Here is a 14,736-nt window from a genome sequence, read left to right as displayed (position 1 = left end):
GATCACCCCCGACTCGGGGAACCACGACGACCCGTCCGTCCCCCCATCAGACGGCACCGGCACCGGGCGCCCCTCACTTGGCCCGCGGCCCGGTGAGCCCGGTACGCTCACCGCCGTGCCCCACGCAGATCAGTACCGAACCACCACAAAGGACGCGCCCGTGAACCACCCCGGAGCGCCCCGCCCCGACCAGGTCCGGCCGACCTCGCTCGTGGACCTGGCCGCCCGGCTGGGAGCCGAGCCCCCGGCCGACGGAGCGGCGACGGGCATCACCCACGACTCGCGAGCGGTACGCGAAGGGGACGTGTACGCCGCCCTGCCCGGTGCCCGCTTCCACGGCGCCGACTTCGCCGCCCAGGCGGCCGACCTCGGCGCGGCGGCCATCCTCACCGACCCGGCGGGCGCCGAGCGCGCCGCCGCCACCGGCCTGCCGGTGCTGGTGACCCCCGATCCACGGGGCAGCATGGGTGAACTGGCCGCCGAGATCTACGGCCACCCCGGCGCCGACCTCCTCCAGATCGGCATCACCGGCACCTCCGGCAAGACCACCACCGCGTATCTCGTCGAGGGCGGACTGCGCGGCGCCGGACACCACACCGGGCTCATCGGCACCGTCGAGATGCGCATCGGCGACGAGCGCATCAAATCCGAGCGCACCACCCCCGAGGCCACCGACCTCCAGGCGCTCCTCGCCGTCATGCGCGAGCGCGGCGTGGACTCCGTCGCGATGGAGGTTTCCAGCCACGCCCTGGTGCTCGGCCGGGTCGACGGCTGTGTCTTCGACATCGCCGTCTTCAACAACCTCAGCCCGGAACACATGGAGTTCCACTCCGGCATGGAGGACTACTTCCAGGCCAAGGCACGGCTGTTCACCCCCGAGCGCAGCCGTGTCGGCGTGGTGAACTTCGACGACGAGTACGGCCGCCGGCTCGTCCACGAGGCGGGCGTACCCATCACGACGTTCTCCGCCGAGGGCCACCCGGACGCCGACTGGCGCGCCGAGGACGTCGAGGTCGGCCGGCAGGGCAGCCTCTTCACCGTCGTCAGCCCCAAGGGCGAGCGGATCCGCGCCGAGGCCCCGCTGCCCGGCCCGTTCAACGTCGCCAACACCCTCGCCGCCGTCGTCACCCTCGCCGTGGCCGGAATCGATCCGCAGATCGCCGCCGACGGCGTCGCGGCCGTCCCCGGCGTCCCCGGCCGGCTGGAGCGGGTCGACGCCGGACAGCCCTACCTCGCCGTCGTCGACTACGCCCACAAGACGGACGCCGTCGAATCGGTGCTGCGCTCCCTGCGCAAGGTCACCCGGGGCAAGGTGCACATCGTCCTGGGCTGCGGCGGCGACCGCGACCGGTCCAAGCGCCCCTCGATGGGCGCCGCGGCGGCGCGACTCGCCGACACCGCCGTACTGACCTCGGACAACCCGCGCTCCGAGGACCCGCTCGCGATCCTCGCCGCGATGCTCGCGGGCGCCGCCGAGGTGCCGATCCACGAGCGCGGTGACGTCCTGGTCGACGCCGACCGCGCGGCGGCCATCGCGTCCGTGGTGTCGAGGGCGGCCGAGGGCGACACCGTCCTCGTCGCCGGCAAGGGCCACGAACAGGGCCAGGACATCGCCGGGGTGGTACGCGCCTTCGACGACCGTCAGGTGCTGCGCGAGGCCATCGAACGCTCCCGCCGCCACGGGAGCGAGAGCACCGGTCGGGAATGAGGGCACCGTCCGGCGACCGGACGGCGGCGCCGGGTTCCGGCGGCCGTCGCCCGGTCGCCGCGGTGACGCTCTCCCCGCGGACCGTCCTCCCGTACCCCCTCACCCCGCCGGCCGCCGCCCGCCCCCCGCGCCGTCCGGACAGCTCTCCACCCTCTCCTCCGGCGCCCGCGCGCACCCCCACCGCGCCCGCGTCCCCATCCATCACCCGCCCTCCATTCGCCGGACGGTCCACGTGATCACCCTCTCCCTCGCCGAGATCGCCACCATCGTCGGCGGGCAGTCGTACGACATACCGGATCCGGACGCCCACGTCACCGGCCCCGTCGTCATCGACTCCCGCCGGGTCGCGGACGGCAGCCTCTTCGTCGCCTTCGCCGGCGAGAACGTCGACGGCCACAACTACGCCCGCCGCGCCGTCGAGGCGGGCGCCACCGCCGTGCTGGCCGTCCGGCCCGTCGGGGTCCCCGCCATCGTCGTCGAGGACGTCGTACAGGCCCTCGGCGCCCTCGCACGCGCCGTCGTGGAGCGCACCGGCGCCACGACCGTCGCGCTCACCGGATCGTCGGGCAAGACCAGCACCAAGGACCTCATCGCCCAACTCCTGCGGCGCGAGGCCCCCACCGTCTGGCCCGAAGGAAACCTCAACAACGAGATCGGACTCCCGCTCACCGCTCTGCGCGCCGCCGAGGACACCCGCTTCCTCGTCCTGGAGATGGGGGCGCGCTACATCGGTGACATCCGCTACCTCACCGGCCTCGTCCCGCCGAGGATCGGCCTTGTGCTGAACGTCGGCACCGCCCACATCGGCGAGTTCGGCGGACGCGAGCAGATCGCCCAGGCCAAGGGCGAGATGGTCGAGTCCCTGCCGTCCGCCGAGGAGGGCGGCATCGCCGTCCTGAACGCCGACGACCCCCTCGTACGCGCCATGGCCTCCCGCACCAAGGCGCGCGTCGTGCTGTTCGGGGAGTCCGACGAAGCAGACGTACGGGCAGAGAACGTGCACATCGACGGACTCGGCAGACCCTCCTTCCGCCTTCGAACACCCACCGGGTGCAGCGAGCTGACGCTGCGGCTGTACGGTGAGCACCACGTGTCGAACGCGCTCGCCGCGACCGCCGTCGCCCATGAGTTGGGCATGTCCGTCGACGAGATCGCCCTGGCGCTCTCCGAGGCGGAGACCCTCTCCCGCTGGCGTATGGAGGTCACCGAGCGCGCGGACGGCGTGACGATCGTCAACGACGCCTACAACGCGAACCCCGACTCCATGAGGGCAGCGCTCCGCGCGCTGGTCGCCATGGGCGGTGCCGCCAGGGAAACCGGCGGACGCACGTGGGCGGTGCTCGGCCCGATGGCCGAACTCGGTGACGAGGCGCTCGCCGAGCACGACGCGGTCGGACGGCTCGCCGTCCGGCTCAACGTCAGCAAGCTCGTCGCAGTCGGGGGCAGGGAAGCGTCCTGGCTGCAACTGGGCGCCTACAACGAGGGTTCGTGGGGTGAGGAGTCGGTGCACGTGTCCGACGCGCAGGCGGCGGTCGATCTGTTGCGCAGTGAACTGCGTTCGGGAGACGTCGTGCTGGTGAAGGCTTCGAGGTCGGCCGGACTGGAGCGGGTCGCCCAGGCACTGCTCGAGAACGCAGTCGAGGGCGAGGTCTCCGGCCGATGAGGCAGATCCTCTTCGCGGGAGCCATCGGGCTCTTCCTGACCCTGATCGGCACGCCGCTGCTGATCAAACTGCTGGCCCGCAAGGGTTACGGGCAGTTCATCAGGGACGACGGCCCGCGCAGCCACGGCAGCAAGCAGGGCACGCCCACCATGGGTGGCATCGCCTTCATCCTGGCCACGCTGATCGCCTACGCCCTGGCGAAGGTGATCACCGGCGAGGACCCGACGTTCTCCGGTGTGCTGGTCCTCTTCCTGATGGCGGGGATGGGCCTGGTCGGTTTCCTTGACGACTACATCAAGATCGTCAAGCAGCGTTCGCTGGGCCTGCGGGCCAAGGCGAAGATGGCCGGACAGCTGATCGTCGGCATCGCCTTCGCGGTGCTCTCGCTCCAGTTCGCCGACATCCGCGGCAACACCCCCGCCTCCACCAAGCTGTCGTTCGTCACGGACTTCGGCTGGTCCATCGGGCCGGTGCTGTTCGTGGTCTGGGCGCTGTTCATGATTCTCGCGATGTCCAACGGCGTGAATCTGACGGACGGTCTGGACGGTCTGGCCACCGGTGCGTCGGTGATGGTCTTCGGCGCCTACACGTTCATCGGCCTCTGGCAGTTCCAGGAGTCCTGCGCCAACGCGCTGACGCTCACCAACCCCGAGGCATGCTTCGAGGTACGAGATCCGCTCGACCTCGCCGTCGTCGCCTCCGCCCTCATGGGCTCCTGCTTCGGCTTCCTGTGGTGGAACACCTCACCCGCCAAGATCTTCATGGGCGACACCGGCTCGCTGGCGCTCGGCGGCGCCCTCGCGGGCCTCGCCATCTGCTCCCGTACCGAACTCCTGATCGCCCTGCTCGGCGGCCTCTTCGCCCTCATCACCATGTCCGTGGTGATCCAGGTCGGTTCGTTCCGGCTGACCGGCAAGCGCGTCTTCAGGATGGCCCCGCTCCAGCACCACTTCGAACTGAAGGGGTGGTCCGAAGTCCTTGTCGTGGTCCGGTTCTGGATCATCCAGGGCATGTGCGTGATCGTCGGACTCGGACTCTTCTACGCGGGCTGGGCGGCCGACAAGTGAGCGGCCCCCAGCCGGCCGACGCGGCGGCCGGGCTCCGTGCCCGGTGGCAGGGCAAGCGGGTCACCGTCGCCGGTCTCGGAGTCTCCGGGATCCCGGCGGCCCGCACCCTGCGGGACCTCGGCGCCGACGTCACGGTCGTCAACGACGGCGACGACGAGCGCGCCCGTACCCAGGCCGCCGAACTGGCCGGGACGGGCGTCACCGTACGGCTCGGCGACGGCGCGACCCTCCCCGAGGGAACCGAACTCGTCGTCACCGCCCCCGGCTGGCAGCCCGACAAGCCCCTCTTCCGCGCCGCCGCCGAGGCCGGTGTACCGGTCTGGGGAGACGTCGAACTCGCCTGGCAGCTCAGGGGCCCCGACGCCGCGCCCTGGCTGGCCGTCACCGGCACCAACGGCAAGACCACGACCGTGCGGATGCTCGCCGCGATCCTCCGGGCGGCCGGCCTGCGTACCGAGGCCGTCGGCAACATCGGTGTCTCGCTGCTCGACGCCGTCCTGCCCGACGACAACGGCCGCGAGAAGTACGACGTCCTCGCCGTCGAACTCTCCAGCTACCAGTTGCACTGGGCACCGAGCCTGCGCGCCCACTCCGGCGCCGTCCTCAACATCGCGCCCGACCACCTCGACTGGCACGGCTCCATGGAGGCGTACACCGCCGCCAAGGGCCGGATCTACGAGGGCAACACCGTCGCCTGCGTCTACAACGTCGCCGACAAGGTGACCGAGGACCTGGTGCGCGAGGCCGACGTCGAGGAGGGCTGCCGCGCGATCGGCTTCACCCTCGGCACTCCCGGACCCTCCCAACTCGGCGTCGTGGAGGGCCTCCTGGTCGACCGCGCCTTCGTCGAGAACCGAAGCGAGCAGGCCCAGGAGCTGGCCGAGGTCGCGGATGTCCAGCCACCGGCCCCGCACAACATCGCCAACGCCCTCGCGGCGGCGGCCCTCGCCCGCGCGTACGGTGTCGCACCCGCCGCCGTACGCGACGGACTGCGCGCCTTCCGCCCCGACCCGCACCGCATCGAACACGTCGCGGACGTCGCGGACGTCAGCTACATCGACGACTCCAAGGCCACCAACACCCATGCCGCGGAGGCGTCCCTGGCGGCCTACGACCCGATCGTCTGGATCGCCGGAGGTCTCGCCAAGGGCGCGTCCTTCGACGAACTGGTCGAGAAGTCCGCGAAGCGGCTGCGCGGCGTGGTTCTCATCGGCCGCGACCGGGCGCTGATCCGCGAAGCCCTCACGCGACACGCCCCCGAAGTCCCTGTCGTCGACCTCGAACAGACGGACACTGGTGCGATGTCGGCGGCGGTCCGTGCGGCGGCGAGCCTCGCGAAGTCCGGGGACACCGTCCTGATGGCCCCGGCCTGTGCCTCGATGGACATGTTCGTCAACTACAACAAGCGGGGCGAGGCGTTCGCGGACGCCGTCCGCGCCCTCGCCGCCGAGCACGCCTGACCGATCGGCCGGCAGCCCCGCGAGCGCGGGCCGCGACAGCCCCACCGGCCGGTCGCGCGCGCACGACTGGAGGGGACAGCGAAGATGCCGGCCGACGACACCGCGGGCAGTGCCCCGCCCCCCGTGCGTCCATGGGCGGGCGGACGGCCGCGCGCCGCCGCACCGTCGTTCACCGCACCGTCCTTCGCCCCGCCGTCCCTCGCCCTGCCGGGAGGGGCAGAGGGGCCCGCCACGGGTCCCGAGCGGTCGCTGTGGCCGCCCGCTCTCGCCCTGCGTGGCCGGGCCCCCGGAGCGGCCGTACGACGCGCTCCCGCGGTCCGTGGCGGCTCCGGCGCCCGGTTGCCCCGCCCGCCGCGGGGCAACCGCGTACGGCGGATGTACGAGCGGGCCCGCCGCGCCTGGGACCGCCCCCTCACCGCGTACTACCTGATCTTCGGCGCCGGGCTGCTGCTCACCGCGCTCGGTCTGGTGATGGTCTACAGCGCCTCGATGATCAAGGCGCTGGAGCTCTCCCTGCCCGGCTCGTATTTCTTCCGCAAACAGTTCCTGGCCGCGGTCATCGGCGCCGGACTCATGCTCGTCGCGTCCCGGATGCCCGGCAAACTGCACCGCGCGCTCTCCTACCCGCTGCTCGTCGGGGCCGTCTTCCTGATGGTCCTCGTGCAGGTCCCGGGGATAGGGCACGCGGTCAACGGCAACCAGAACTGGATCTACCTCGGCGGCCCCTTCCAGCTCCAGCCCAGCGAGTTCGGCAAGCTGGCGCTGATCCTGTGGGGCGCCGATCTGCTCGCCCGCAAACAGGACAAGCGGCTGCTGACCCAGTGGAAACATCTGCTGGTGCCGCTCGTCCCGGTCGCCTTCATGCTGCTCGGACTGATCATGCTCGGCGGCGACATGGGCACCGCGATCATCCTCGCCGCGATCCTCTTGGGACTGCTGTGGCTGGCGGGGGCGCCCACCCGGCTCTTCGGCGGTGTGCTCGCCGTCACCCTCGCCCTCGGCTTCGTCCTCATCAAGACCAGCCCCAACCGCATGTCCAGGCTCGCCTGCATCGGCGCCACGGAGCCCGGCCCCGGCGACCAGTGCTGGCAGGCCGTGCACGGCATCTACGCGCTGGCCTCCGGCGGATGGTTCGGTTCCGGACTCGGCGCGAGTGTGGAAAAATGGGGTCAACTCCCGGAACCTCACACCGACTTCATCTTCGCCATCACCGGGGAGGAACTGGGGCTGGCGGGGACGCTGTCGGTACTCGCCCTGTTCGCGGCTCTAGGCTATGCGGGTATCCGCGTGGCCGGACGCACGGAGGACCCCTTCGTGAGGTACGCGGCGGGAGGCGTGACCACGTGGATCACGGCGCAGGCCGTGGTCAACGTCGGCGCGGTGCTCGGTCTGCTGCCGATCGCCGGAGTCCCGCTCCCGCTGTTCTCCTACGGAGGCTCAGCCCTGCTGCCGACCATGTTCGCTGTCGGGCTGCTGATCGCGTTCGCGCGAGAGGATCCGGCCGCGAAAGCGGCCCTGGCCATGCGAAGGCCCGGCGTGAAAAGGAAGACGATGAGACGGCGCGTCAAGAAGCGTCCGTCCGGAGAGCGGTGAATTTCGGTGCATGTCGTACTCGCCGGTGGGGGGACCGCCGGCCACATCGAGCCCGCGCTCGCCCTCGCGGACGCCCTGCGGAGGCAGGACCCCACCGTGGGGATCACGGCCCTGGGCACGGAGCGCGGACTCGAGACCAGGCTGGTGCCCGAGCGGGGGTACGAGCTGGCGCTCATCCCCGCCGTCCCGCTGCCGCGCAAACCCACCCCTGAACTGATCACCGTCCCCGGCCGGCTGCGCGGCACCATCAAGGCGGCCGAGCAGATCCTGGAGCGCACGAAGGCGGACTGTGTCGTCGGCTTCGGCGGCTACGTCGCGCTGCCCGGCTATCTCGCCGCCAAGCGGCTCGGGGTGCCGATCGTCGTCCACGAGGCCAACGCCCGCCCCGGTCTCGCCAACAAGATCGGTTCGCGGTACGCGGCGGCCGTCGCCGTCTCCACCCCGGACAGCAAGCTGCGCGGCGCCCGCTACATCGGCATCCCGCTGCGCCGCACCATCGCCACGCTCGACCGGGCACGGGTGCGCCCCGAGGCGCGCGCCGCCTTCGGGCTCGACCCCAACCTGCCGACCCTGCTGGTCTCCGGCGGCTCACAGGGTGCCCGCAGGCTCAACGAGGTGGTCCAGCAGGCCGCGCCGCTGCTCCAGCGCTCCGGCATCCAGATCCTGCACGCGGTCGGACCGAAGAACGAAATGCCGCGCGTGGACAACATGCCGGGAATGCCGCCCTACATCCCGGTACCGTATGTGGACCGGATGGATCTCGCCTACGCCGCGGCGGACATGATGCTCTGCCGCGCCGGCGCGATGACCGTCGCCGAACTCTCCGCCGTCGGGCTCCCGGCCGCCTACGTACCGCTGCCCGTCGGCAACGGTGAACAGCGGCTCAACGCCCAGCCGGTGGTCAAGGCCGGCGGCGGACTGCTGGTCGACGACGCCGAACTGACGCCCGAATGGGTCCAGGGCCATGTGCTGCCGGTGCTCTCCGATCCGCACCGGCTGTACGAGATGTCCCGCGCGGCCGCCGAGTTCGGCCGCAGGGACGCGGACGAGCTGCTCGTCGGCATGGTGTACGAGGCGGTCGCAGCGCGCCGTCAGGCATAGGAAGGCAGGGGTCAGTGGCCGGACCGACGACCGCCGAGCGAGGCGCGGCAAGTGCCGAGTCGGAATCCGGCCGCGCCCGTTCGGGCCGCCCTCCGGCCCGTCGGTTCCGGCTTCCCGGACGTCGTTTTCTGCTTCTTCTCACTTCGTCGATCGCACTCGGCGCCGGGGGAATCTGGCTGCTATACGGCTCTCCGTGGCTGCGCGTCGAGCAGGTACGGACTTCGGGCACTCAGGCCCTGAAGCCCGCCGAGGTGGAAGCCGTAGCGGCAGTTCCGATCTCCGGTCCGCTGATTTCCGTCGACACGGATGCGATTGAGCGTCGACTTCGACAGAAGCTGCCGCGTATCGACTCGGTGGATGTGACACGGTCATGGCCGAACGGCATCGGTCTGGAAGTGACGGAGCGAAAGCCCGCGCTGGTTATCGAAAAGGGCGCAAACTTCATCGAAGTGGACGCGGAGGGCGTGCGTTTCGCTACCGTCGAGAAGGCCCCGAAGGGCGTACCGCTGCTGGAATTGACGGTGGATCACTCCCCGAGTGTGCGACGCTTCGCAGCCGCCCGTCTGATGTCCGAAGCGGTACGCGTCCGGGACGAACTCCCGGCCGAAGTCGCCAAGGACACCAAGGTCGTGAAGGTCCGTTCGTACGACTCCATCTCGCTGGAGCTGAACGGCGGGCGCACGGTGATGTGGGGGAGCGGCGAGGACGGCGCCGCGAAGGCGCGGGCTCTCGCCGCTCTCATGAAAGCAGTTCCGAAGGCGGCGCACTTCGATGTGAGTGCGCCCACCGCCCCTTCCGTATCGGGGAGTTGACGCGTATATGTGCTGACCAGCACCCTGGTTGGTCAGTCCCGTGCGTGATCACATAGGGTGAAAAGAAAAACGGGAGGTTCGGCGTGTTCGTTGAACGTGCGCCACGTGTCGACTTAGTGTCCTGTTCGGAAGAGTCCAAGAAGCAGACACTCTGGTAACCCTAAACTTCAAGGTTAGGGTTCGGGTCGGCGTCCGGACCGTCCCATCGGCATCAGTCGTCGCCTCGCGACAACAGCGAAGCGGCGACACGTAACTCGAGGCGAGAGGCCTTCGACGTGGCAGCACCGCAGAACTACCTCGCAGTCATCAAGGTCATCGGTGTCGGCGGCGGTGGTGTCAATGCCATCAACCGAATGATCGAGGTCGGCCTCAAGGGCGTCGAGTTCATCGCGATCAACACCGACGCACAAGCCCTGTTGATGAGCGACGCCGACGTCAAACTCGACGTCGGCCGCGAACTCACCCGTGGCCTCGGCGCCGGAGCGAACCCGGCAGTCGGCCGCAAGGCGGCAGAGGACCACCGCGAGGAGATCGAGGAGGTCCTCAAGGGGGCCGACATGGTCTTCGTCACCGCCGGCGAAGGCGGTGGAACCGGCACCGGCGGCGCCCCCGTCGTCGCCAACATCGCCCGCTCGCTCGGCGCCCTCACCATCGGTGTCGTCACCCGCCCCTTCACCTTCGAGGGCCGTCGGCGCGCGAACCAGGCGGAGGACGGCATCGCCGAACTCCGCGAAGAGGTCGACACCCTCATCGTCATCCCCAACGACCGCCTGCTGTCCATCTCGGACCGTCAGGTCAGCGTCCTGGACGCGTTCAAGTCCGCGGACCAGGTCCTGCTCTCGGGCGTCCAGGGCATCACCGACCTCATCACCACGCCGGGCCTGATCAACCTCGACTTCGCCGACGTCAAGTCCGTGATGTCCGAGGCCGGATCGGCCCTCATGGGAATCGGCTCGGCGCGCGGCGACGACCGCGCGGTGGCCGCCGCGGAGATGGCGATCTCCTCGCCGCTCCTCGAAGCGTCCATCGACGGCGCGCGTGGCGTGCTGCTCTCCATCTCCGGCGGCTCCGACCTCGGTCTCTTCGAGATCAACGAGGCCGCGCAACTGGTGAGCGAGGCGGCGCACCCCGAGGCCAACATCATCTTCGGCGCCGTCATCGACGACGCCCTCGGTGACGAGGTACGGGTCACCGTGATCGCGGCCGGCTTCGACGGCGGACAGCCGCCGACCCGCCGTGAGACCGGACTGACCTCGGCCAAGCGGGACGACCAGCCGTCGTACCGCGCATCGGCCCCCGAGTCCGACTCGGGCCGCCCCGCCGGCGGACTCGGTACGGTCCCCTCGCGCGACGAGAAGCCCGCCCCCGAGCCTGCTCCGGCCGTCAACGAGACGCACCTGCCGCCGGTTTCGCCCCCGCACGTCCCGACGGCCCGTCCCTACCAGGACCCCCAGGCCGAAGAGCTGGATGTCCCGGACTTCTTGAAGTGATAGGACAGCACGACGCGTTGACCTCCACGAGCGGCGCCCATTTCGCCTTCACCGACAGGTGGGGCGGAGTGAGCGCCGCTCCGTACGAGCAGCTCAACCTCGGCGGCGCGGTCGGCGACGACCCCGCCGCCGTACGCGCGAACCGGACCGCCGCCGCCGAGTCTCTCGGACTCGACGCGGCGCGGGTCGTCTGGATGAACCAGGTGCACGGACGTGACGTCGCCGTCGTCGAAGGGCCCTGGGGATCAGATGAGTCGGACGAGATCCCGGCGGTCGACGCCGTGGTCACCACCCGCCGCGGACTCGCCCTCGCCGTACTCACCGCCGACTGTGTCCCGGTCCTGCTGGCCGACCCGGTGGCGGGAGTCGCCGCCGCCGCGCACGCCGGACGCCCCGGACTGGTCGCGGGAGTCGTCCCGGCGGTGGTCGACGCGATGGTCGAGAGGGGCGCCGAGCCCGCCCGGATCACCGCCCGGACCGGACCCGCGGTCTGCGGACGCTGTTACGAGGTCCCCGAGGCCATGCGGGCCGAAGTCGCCGAAGCCGTACCGGAGTCCTGGGCCGAGACTAGTTGGGGCACCCCCGCAGTCGACGTCACCGCCGGGGTGCACGCGCAGCTCGCCGCACTCGGGGTCGGGGAGAGGCACCGCTCGGAGGTCTGCACCGTCGAGTCCGCCGACCACTTCTCGTACCGCCGCGACCGCACCACCGGCCGGCTCGCCGGATATGTCTGGCTGGGAGCGTCATGACGGACCGCGCGACCGAACTCGCCGAAAATCTTCACAAGGTGGAGACCCGTATCGCCTCCGCCTGCGCGTCCGCCGGTCGGAACCGGGAGGAAGTGACCCTGATCGTGGTCACCAAGACCTACCCCGCGAGCGACGTCCGGCTGCTGAGTGAACTCGGGGTGCGGCACGTCGCGGAGAACCGTGACCAGGACGCGGCGCCCAAGGCTGCCGCGTGCGCGGATCTGTCGCTGACGTGGCACTTCGTGGGTCAGTTGCAGACCAACAAAGTCCGTTCCGTGGTCGGTTACGCCGATGTCGTGCAGTCCGTCGACCGGCTCAAGCTGGTCTCGGCGCTGTCCGCCGCCGCGGTGCGCGCGGAGCGTGAGGTGGGCGCACTGATCCAGGTCGCCCTCGACGCGGATTCGGGTGCGCGCGGTGAACGCGGAGGTGTCTCCCCGGACGGGGTCGAGGAGTTGGCGACCGCGGTGGCCGAGGCGCCGGGGCTGCGGCTGGACGGTCTGATGACCGTCGCGCCGCTCGCCGGACCGTACGCGAATCGCGAACAGGCCGCGTTCGAGCGCCTGCTGGAATTGTCATCCCTGCTGCGCGCGGACCATCCTGCTGCGAACATGGTGTCAGCAGGGATGAGTGCGGATCTCGAAGCAGCCGTGGCGGCCGGAGCGACACATGTGCGCGTCGGTACGGCGGTACTCGGAGTCCGCCCCCGGCTCGGGTAACGTCGCGAAGCAAGTCGGACCACAGCAGAAAATATGGTCATTTCCACCGAAAAGTGGATGGACCGAGTGGATCGAGGGCACTTGGTGACGAGGCCGATCCACCACAGAGCGGAGGACTCAGAGAATGGCCGGCGCGATGCGCAAGATGGCGGTCTACCTCGGCCTCGTGGAGGACGATGGGTACGACGGCCGGGGCTTCGACCCCGATGACGACTTCGAACCCGAGCCCGAACCCGAGCGTGAACGCCGGCGCCACCAGCCGGTGCACCAGGTCGAACGGGACGAACCAGTACGAGTGGTGCAGCCTCCCCCGCAGCGTGACCGGGACCGTCAGCCGGTGCCGGTAGCGGCCGAAAGCGGACGTCCTGCCCGAATCGCCCCCGTGGCATCCATCACACCTGAACGCCCCAGCCTGGAGAAGAACGCACCAGTGATCATGCCCAAGGTCGTGTCCGAGCGAGAGCCGTACCGCATCACCACATTGCACCCGCGGACCTACAACGAGGCCCGTACCATCGGGGAACACTTCCGTGAGGGCACCCCGGTGATCATGAATCTGACGGAGATGGACGACACCGATGCGAAGCGACTTGTCGACTTTGCCGCGGGACTTGTCTTCGGTCTCCATGGCAGCATTGAGCGAGTGACGCAGAAGGTGTTCCTGTTGTCGCCTGCTAACGTCGACGTCACGGCGGAGGACAAGGCCCGTATCGCAGAGGGCGGGTTCTTCAACCAGAGCTGAGACACGACACCGGGAACGACCCGGCCGAGAGGCCGGAACCAGAGAAACCAGGGGAGAGGTAAGCGCGGGATGAGCGTTGCGCTACAGGTGGTCTACATCGCGCTGGTGTGCTTCCTCATCGTGCTGATCTTCCGGCTGGTCATGGACTATGTCTTCCAATTCGCCCGCTCATGGCAGCCCGGCAAGGCGATGGTGGTCGTTCTGGAGGCCACCTACACTGTCACCGATCCACCGCTCAAGCTTCTGCGGCGGTTCATTCCGCCGCTGCGTCTCGGGGGCGTGGCACTCGACCTGTCCTTCTTCGTTCTGATGATCATCGTGTACATCCTCATCTCGGTCGTCAACGGCCTTGCGAGGGCAATGTGAACGATACGGTCTTGCCGACTGCCGACGACTACGTAGAGGTGAAGAAGAGATGCCGTTGACCCCCGAGGACGTGCGGAACAAGCAGTTCACGACCGTCCGCCTCCGAGAAGGCTACGACGAGGACGAGGTCGATGCCTTTCTAGACGAGGTCGAGGCCGAACTGACGCGCCTGCTTCGTGAGAACGAGGACCTGCGCGCCAAGCTGGCCGCCGCGACGCGTGCCGCCGCGCAGAACCAGCAGCAGCAACAGCAGCAAGGGATGCGCAAGCCTCCCGAGCAGCAGGAGCGGCCGGGTGCCCCTGTCCCCGCCGCCATATCAGGACCCCCCGTCCAGCAGCAGCAGCCCCCGCAGATGGGCCAGCCCCAGCTGCCCGGTGGGCCCCCGCAGCTTCCCGCCGGCCCCGGCGGACACGGCCCCGGCCCCGGCGGACACGGCCCCGGCCCGGGTGGACACCCCGGCCACGGCCCCGGCCCCGGCCCGCAGGGTCAGCACGGTCCCGGTCCCATGCAGGGCGGCCCCATGCAGGGCCAGATGCAGGGTGGTCCGATGCAGGGCCAGATGCAGGGGCAGATGCAGGGCGGACCCATGGGTGGACCGATGGGCGGCCCCATGGGGCACGGCCCGCAGCCCGGCCAGGGCGGACCCGGCGGCGACAGCGCCGCGCGTGTGCTCTCGCTCGCCCAGCAGACCGCCGACCAGGCGATCGCGGAGGCCCGTTCCGAGGCCAACAAGATCGTCGGCGAGGCGCGCAGCCGCGCCGAGGGTCTGGAGCGGGACGCCCGTGCGAAGGCGGACGCCCTTGAGCGGGACGCGCAGGAGAAGCACCGCGTGGCGATGGGCTCCCTGGAGTCCGCGCGCGCGACGCTGGAGCGCAAGGTCGAAGACCTGCGTGGCTTCGAGCGCGAGTACCGGACCCGGCTGAAGTCCTACCTGGAGAGCCAGCTGCGCCAGCTGGAGACCCAGGCCGACGACTCGCTGGCCCCGCCGCGTACGCCGGCCGCGGCCTCACTGCCGCCGTCGCCGTCCATGGCACCGGCCGGTGCGGGCGCGATGGGGCACACCATGGGCGGCAACCCGTCCATGGGCGGCGGGCACGGACCGTCGTCGGGCGGACCGTCGTACGGGAACCAGCAGCAGATGTCCCCGGCGATGACCCAGCCGATGGCACCGGTGCGGCCGCAGGCGCCGCAGCCCATGCAGCCGATGCAGCAGGCTCCGTCGCCGATGCGAGGGTTCCTGATCGACGAGGACGACAACTGACGGGCGCT

At 70.3% G+C, this 14,736-nt stretch carries 13 protein-coding genes; all 13 read left to right on the top strand.

Features of this window, described 5'->3' with window-relative positions:
- The first annotated feature begins 160 nt into the window (after positions 1-160).
- Positions 161-1,708 (top strand): UDP-N-acetylmuramoyl-L-alanyl-D-glutamate--2,6-diaminopimelate ligase, encoded by a 1,548-nt coding sequence (locus tag SSPS47_RS07750; RefSeq protein ID WP_343234868.1) that lies wholly within the window; start codon positions 161-163, stop codon positions 1,706-1,708.
- A 232-nt stretch (positions 1,709-1,940) separates the two neighbouring features.
- Positions 1,941-3,371, top strand: a complete 1,431-nt coding sequence (gene murF, locus SSPS47_RS07745) for a UDP-N-acetylmuramoyl-tripeptide--D-alanyl-D-alanine ligase (protein ID WP_164249752.1) — start codon at positions 1,941-1,943, stop codon at positions 3,369-3,371.
- A complete protein-coding gene (gene mraY / locus SSPS47_RS07740; RefSeq protein ID WP_147872459.1) occupies positions 3,368-4,438 on the top strand; it encodes a phospho-N-acetylmuramoyl-pentapeptide-transferase in 1,071 nt (356 codons plus the stop codon). The genes murF and mraY overlap by 4 nt, the downstream gene beginning before the upstream one ends.
- Positions 4,435-5,898, top strand: coding sequence for a UDP-N-acetylmuramoyl-L-alanine--D-glutamate ligase (murD, locus tag SSPS47_RS07735; protein WP_164249750.1), 1,464 nt, complete (start codon positions 4,435-4,437; stop codon positions 5,896-5,898). Before mraY ends, murD begins: the two co-directional genes overlap by 4 nt.
- Positions 5,899-5,982: 84 nt before the next feature.
- On the top strand, positions 5,983-7,491 hold the full coding sequence (gene ftsW, locus SSPS47_RS07730; RefSeq protein ID WP_203557797.1) for a putative lipid II flippase FtsW: 1,509 nt from the start codon (positions 5,983-5,985) through the stop codon (positions 7,489-7,491).
- Between the two features lie 6 nt (positions 7,492-7,497).
- Positions 7,498-8,592, top strand: coding sequence for an undecaprenyldiphospho-muramoylpentapeptide beta-N-acetylglucosaminyltransferase (murG, locus tag SSPS47_RS07725; protein WP_078077789.1), 1,095 nt, complete (start codon positions 7,498-7,500; stop codon positions 8,590-8,592).
- Between the two features lie 14 nt (positions 8,593-8,606).
- Positions 8,607-9,404, top strand: a complete 798-nt coding sequence (locus SSPS47_RS07720; RefSeq protein WP_164249749.1) for an FtsQ-type POTRA domain-containing protein — start codon at positions 8,607-8,609, stop codon at positions 9,402-9,404.
- 275 nt (positions 9,405-9,679) lie between these two features.
- Complete coding sequence (ftsZ, locus tag SSPS47_RS07715; RefSeq protein ID WP_147872454.1) at positions 9,680-10,894, top strand: cell division protein FtsZ; 1,215 nt, start codon at positions 9,680-9,682, stop codon at positions 10,892-10,894.
- Positions 10,891-11,643 (top strand): peptidoglycan editing factor PgeF, encoded by a 753-nt coding sequence (gene pgeF, locus SSPS47_RS07710; protein WP_164249747.1) that lies wholly within the window; start codon positions 10,891-10,893, stop codon positions 11,641-11,643. Before ftsZ ends, pgeF begins: the two co-directional genes overlap by 4 nt.
- Positions 11,640-12,359, top strand: coding sequence for a YggS family pyridoxal phosphate-dependent enzyme (locus tag SSPS47_RS07705; RefSeq protein ID WP_164249745.1), 720 nt, complete (start codon positions 11,640-11,642; stop codon positions 12,357-12,359). Before pgeF ends, SSPS47_RS07705 begins: the two co-directional genes overlap by 4 nt.
- A 124-nt stretch (positions 12,360-12,483) precedes the next feature.
- Entirely contained in the window at positions 12,484-13,101 is a 618-nt protein-coding gene (sepF, locus tag SSPS47_RS07700; RefSeq protein WP_164249743.1) for a cell division protein SepF, read from the top strand.
- A 69-nt stretch (positions 13,102-13,170) separates the two neighbouring features.
- The gene (locus tag SSPS47_RS07695; protein WP_147872448.1) at positions 13,171-13,467 is read left to right on the top strand and encodes a YggT family protein; all 297 of its coding nucleotides are present in this window, start codon (positions 13,171-13,173) and stop codon (positions 13,465-13,467) included.
- Positions 13,468-13,516: 49 nt separating this feature from the next.
- Entirely contained in the window at positions 13,517-14,728 is a 1,212-nt protein-coding gene (locus SSPS47_RS07690; RefSeq protein WP_164249742.1) for a DivIVA domain-containing protein, read from the top strand.
- Positions 14,729-14,736: the final 8 nt, after the last annotated feature.

Origin of the sequence: Streptomyces sp. S4.7, from assembly GCF_010384365.1 — a bacterium.
Taxonomy (GTDB): Bacteria; Actinomycetota; Actinomycetes; order Streptomycetales; family Streptomycetaceae; genus Streptomyces.
This window is presented reverse-complemented; position numbering and strand designations above follow the sequence as displayed.

Excerpts from the sequence above, each read along its gene's own strand:
- mraY (WP_147872459.1), top strand. The coding sequence starts at position 3,368 with ATGAGGCAGATCCTCTTCGCGGGAGCCATCGGGCTCTTCCTGACCCTG.
- ftsW (WP_203557797.1), top strand. The coding sequence starts at position 5,983 with ATGCCGGCCGACGACACCGCGGGCAGTGCCCCGCCCCCCGTGCGTCCA.
- SSPS47_RS07705 (WP_164249745.1), top strand. The coding sequence starts at position 11,640 with ATGACGGACCGCGCGACCGAACTCGCCGAAAATCTTCACAAGGTGGAG.
- sepF (WP_164249743.1), top strand. The coding sequence starts at position 12,484 with ATGGCCGGCGCGATGCGCAAGATGGCGGTCTACCTCGGCCTCGTGGAG.
- SSPS47_RS07695 (WP_147872448.1), top strand. The coding sequence starts at position 13,171 with ATGAGCGTTGCGCTACAGGTGGTCTACATCGCGCTGGTGTGCTTCCTC.
- SSPS47_RS07690 (WP_164249742.1), top strand. The coding sequence starts at position 13,517 with ATGCCGTTGACCCCCGAGGACGTGCGGAACAAGCAGTTCACGACCGTC.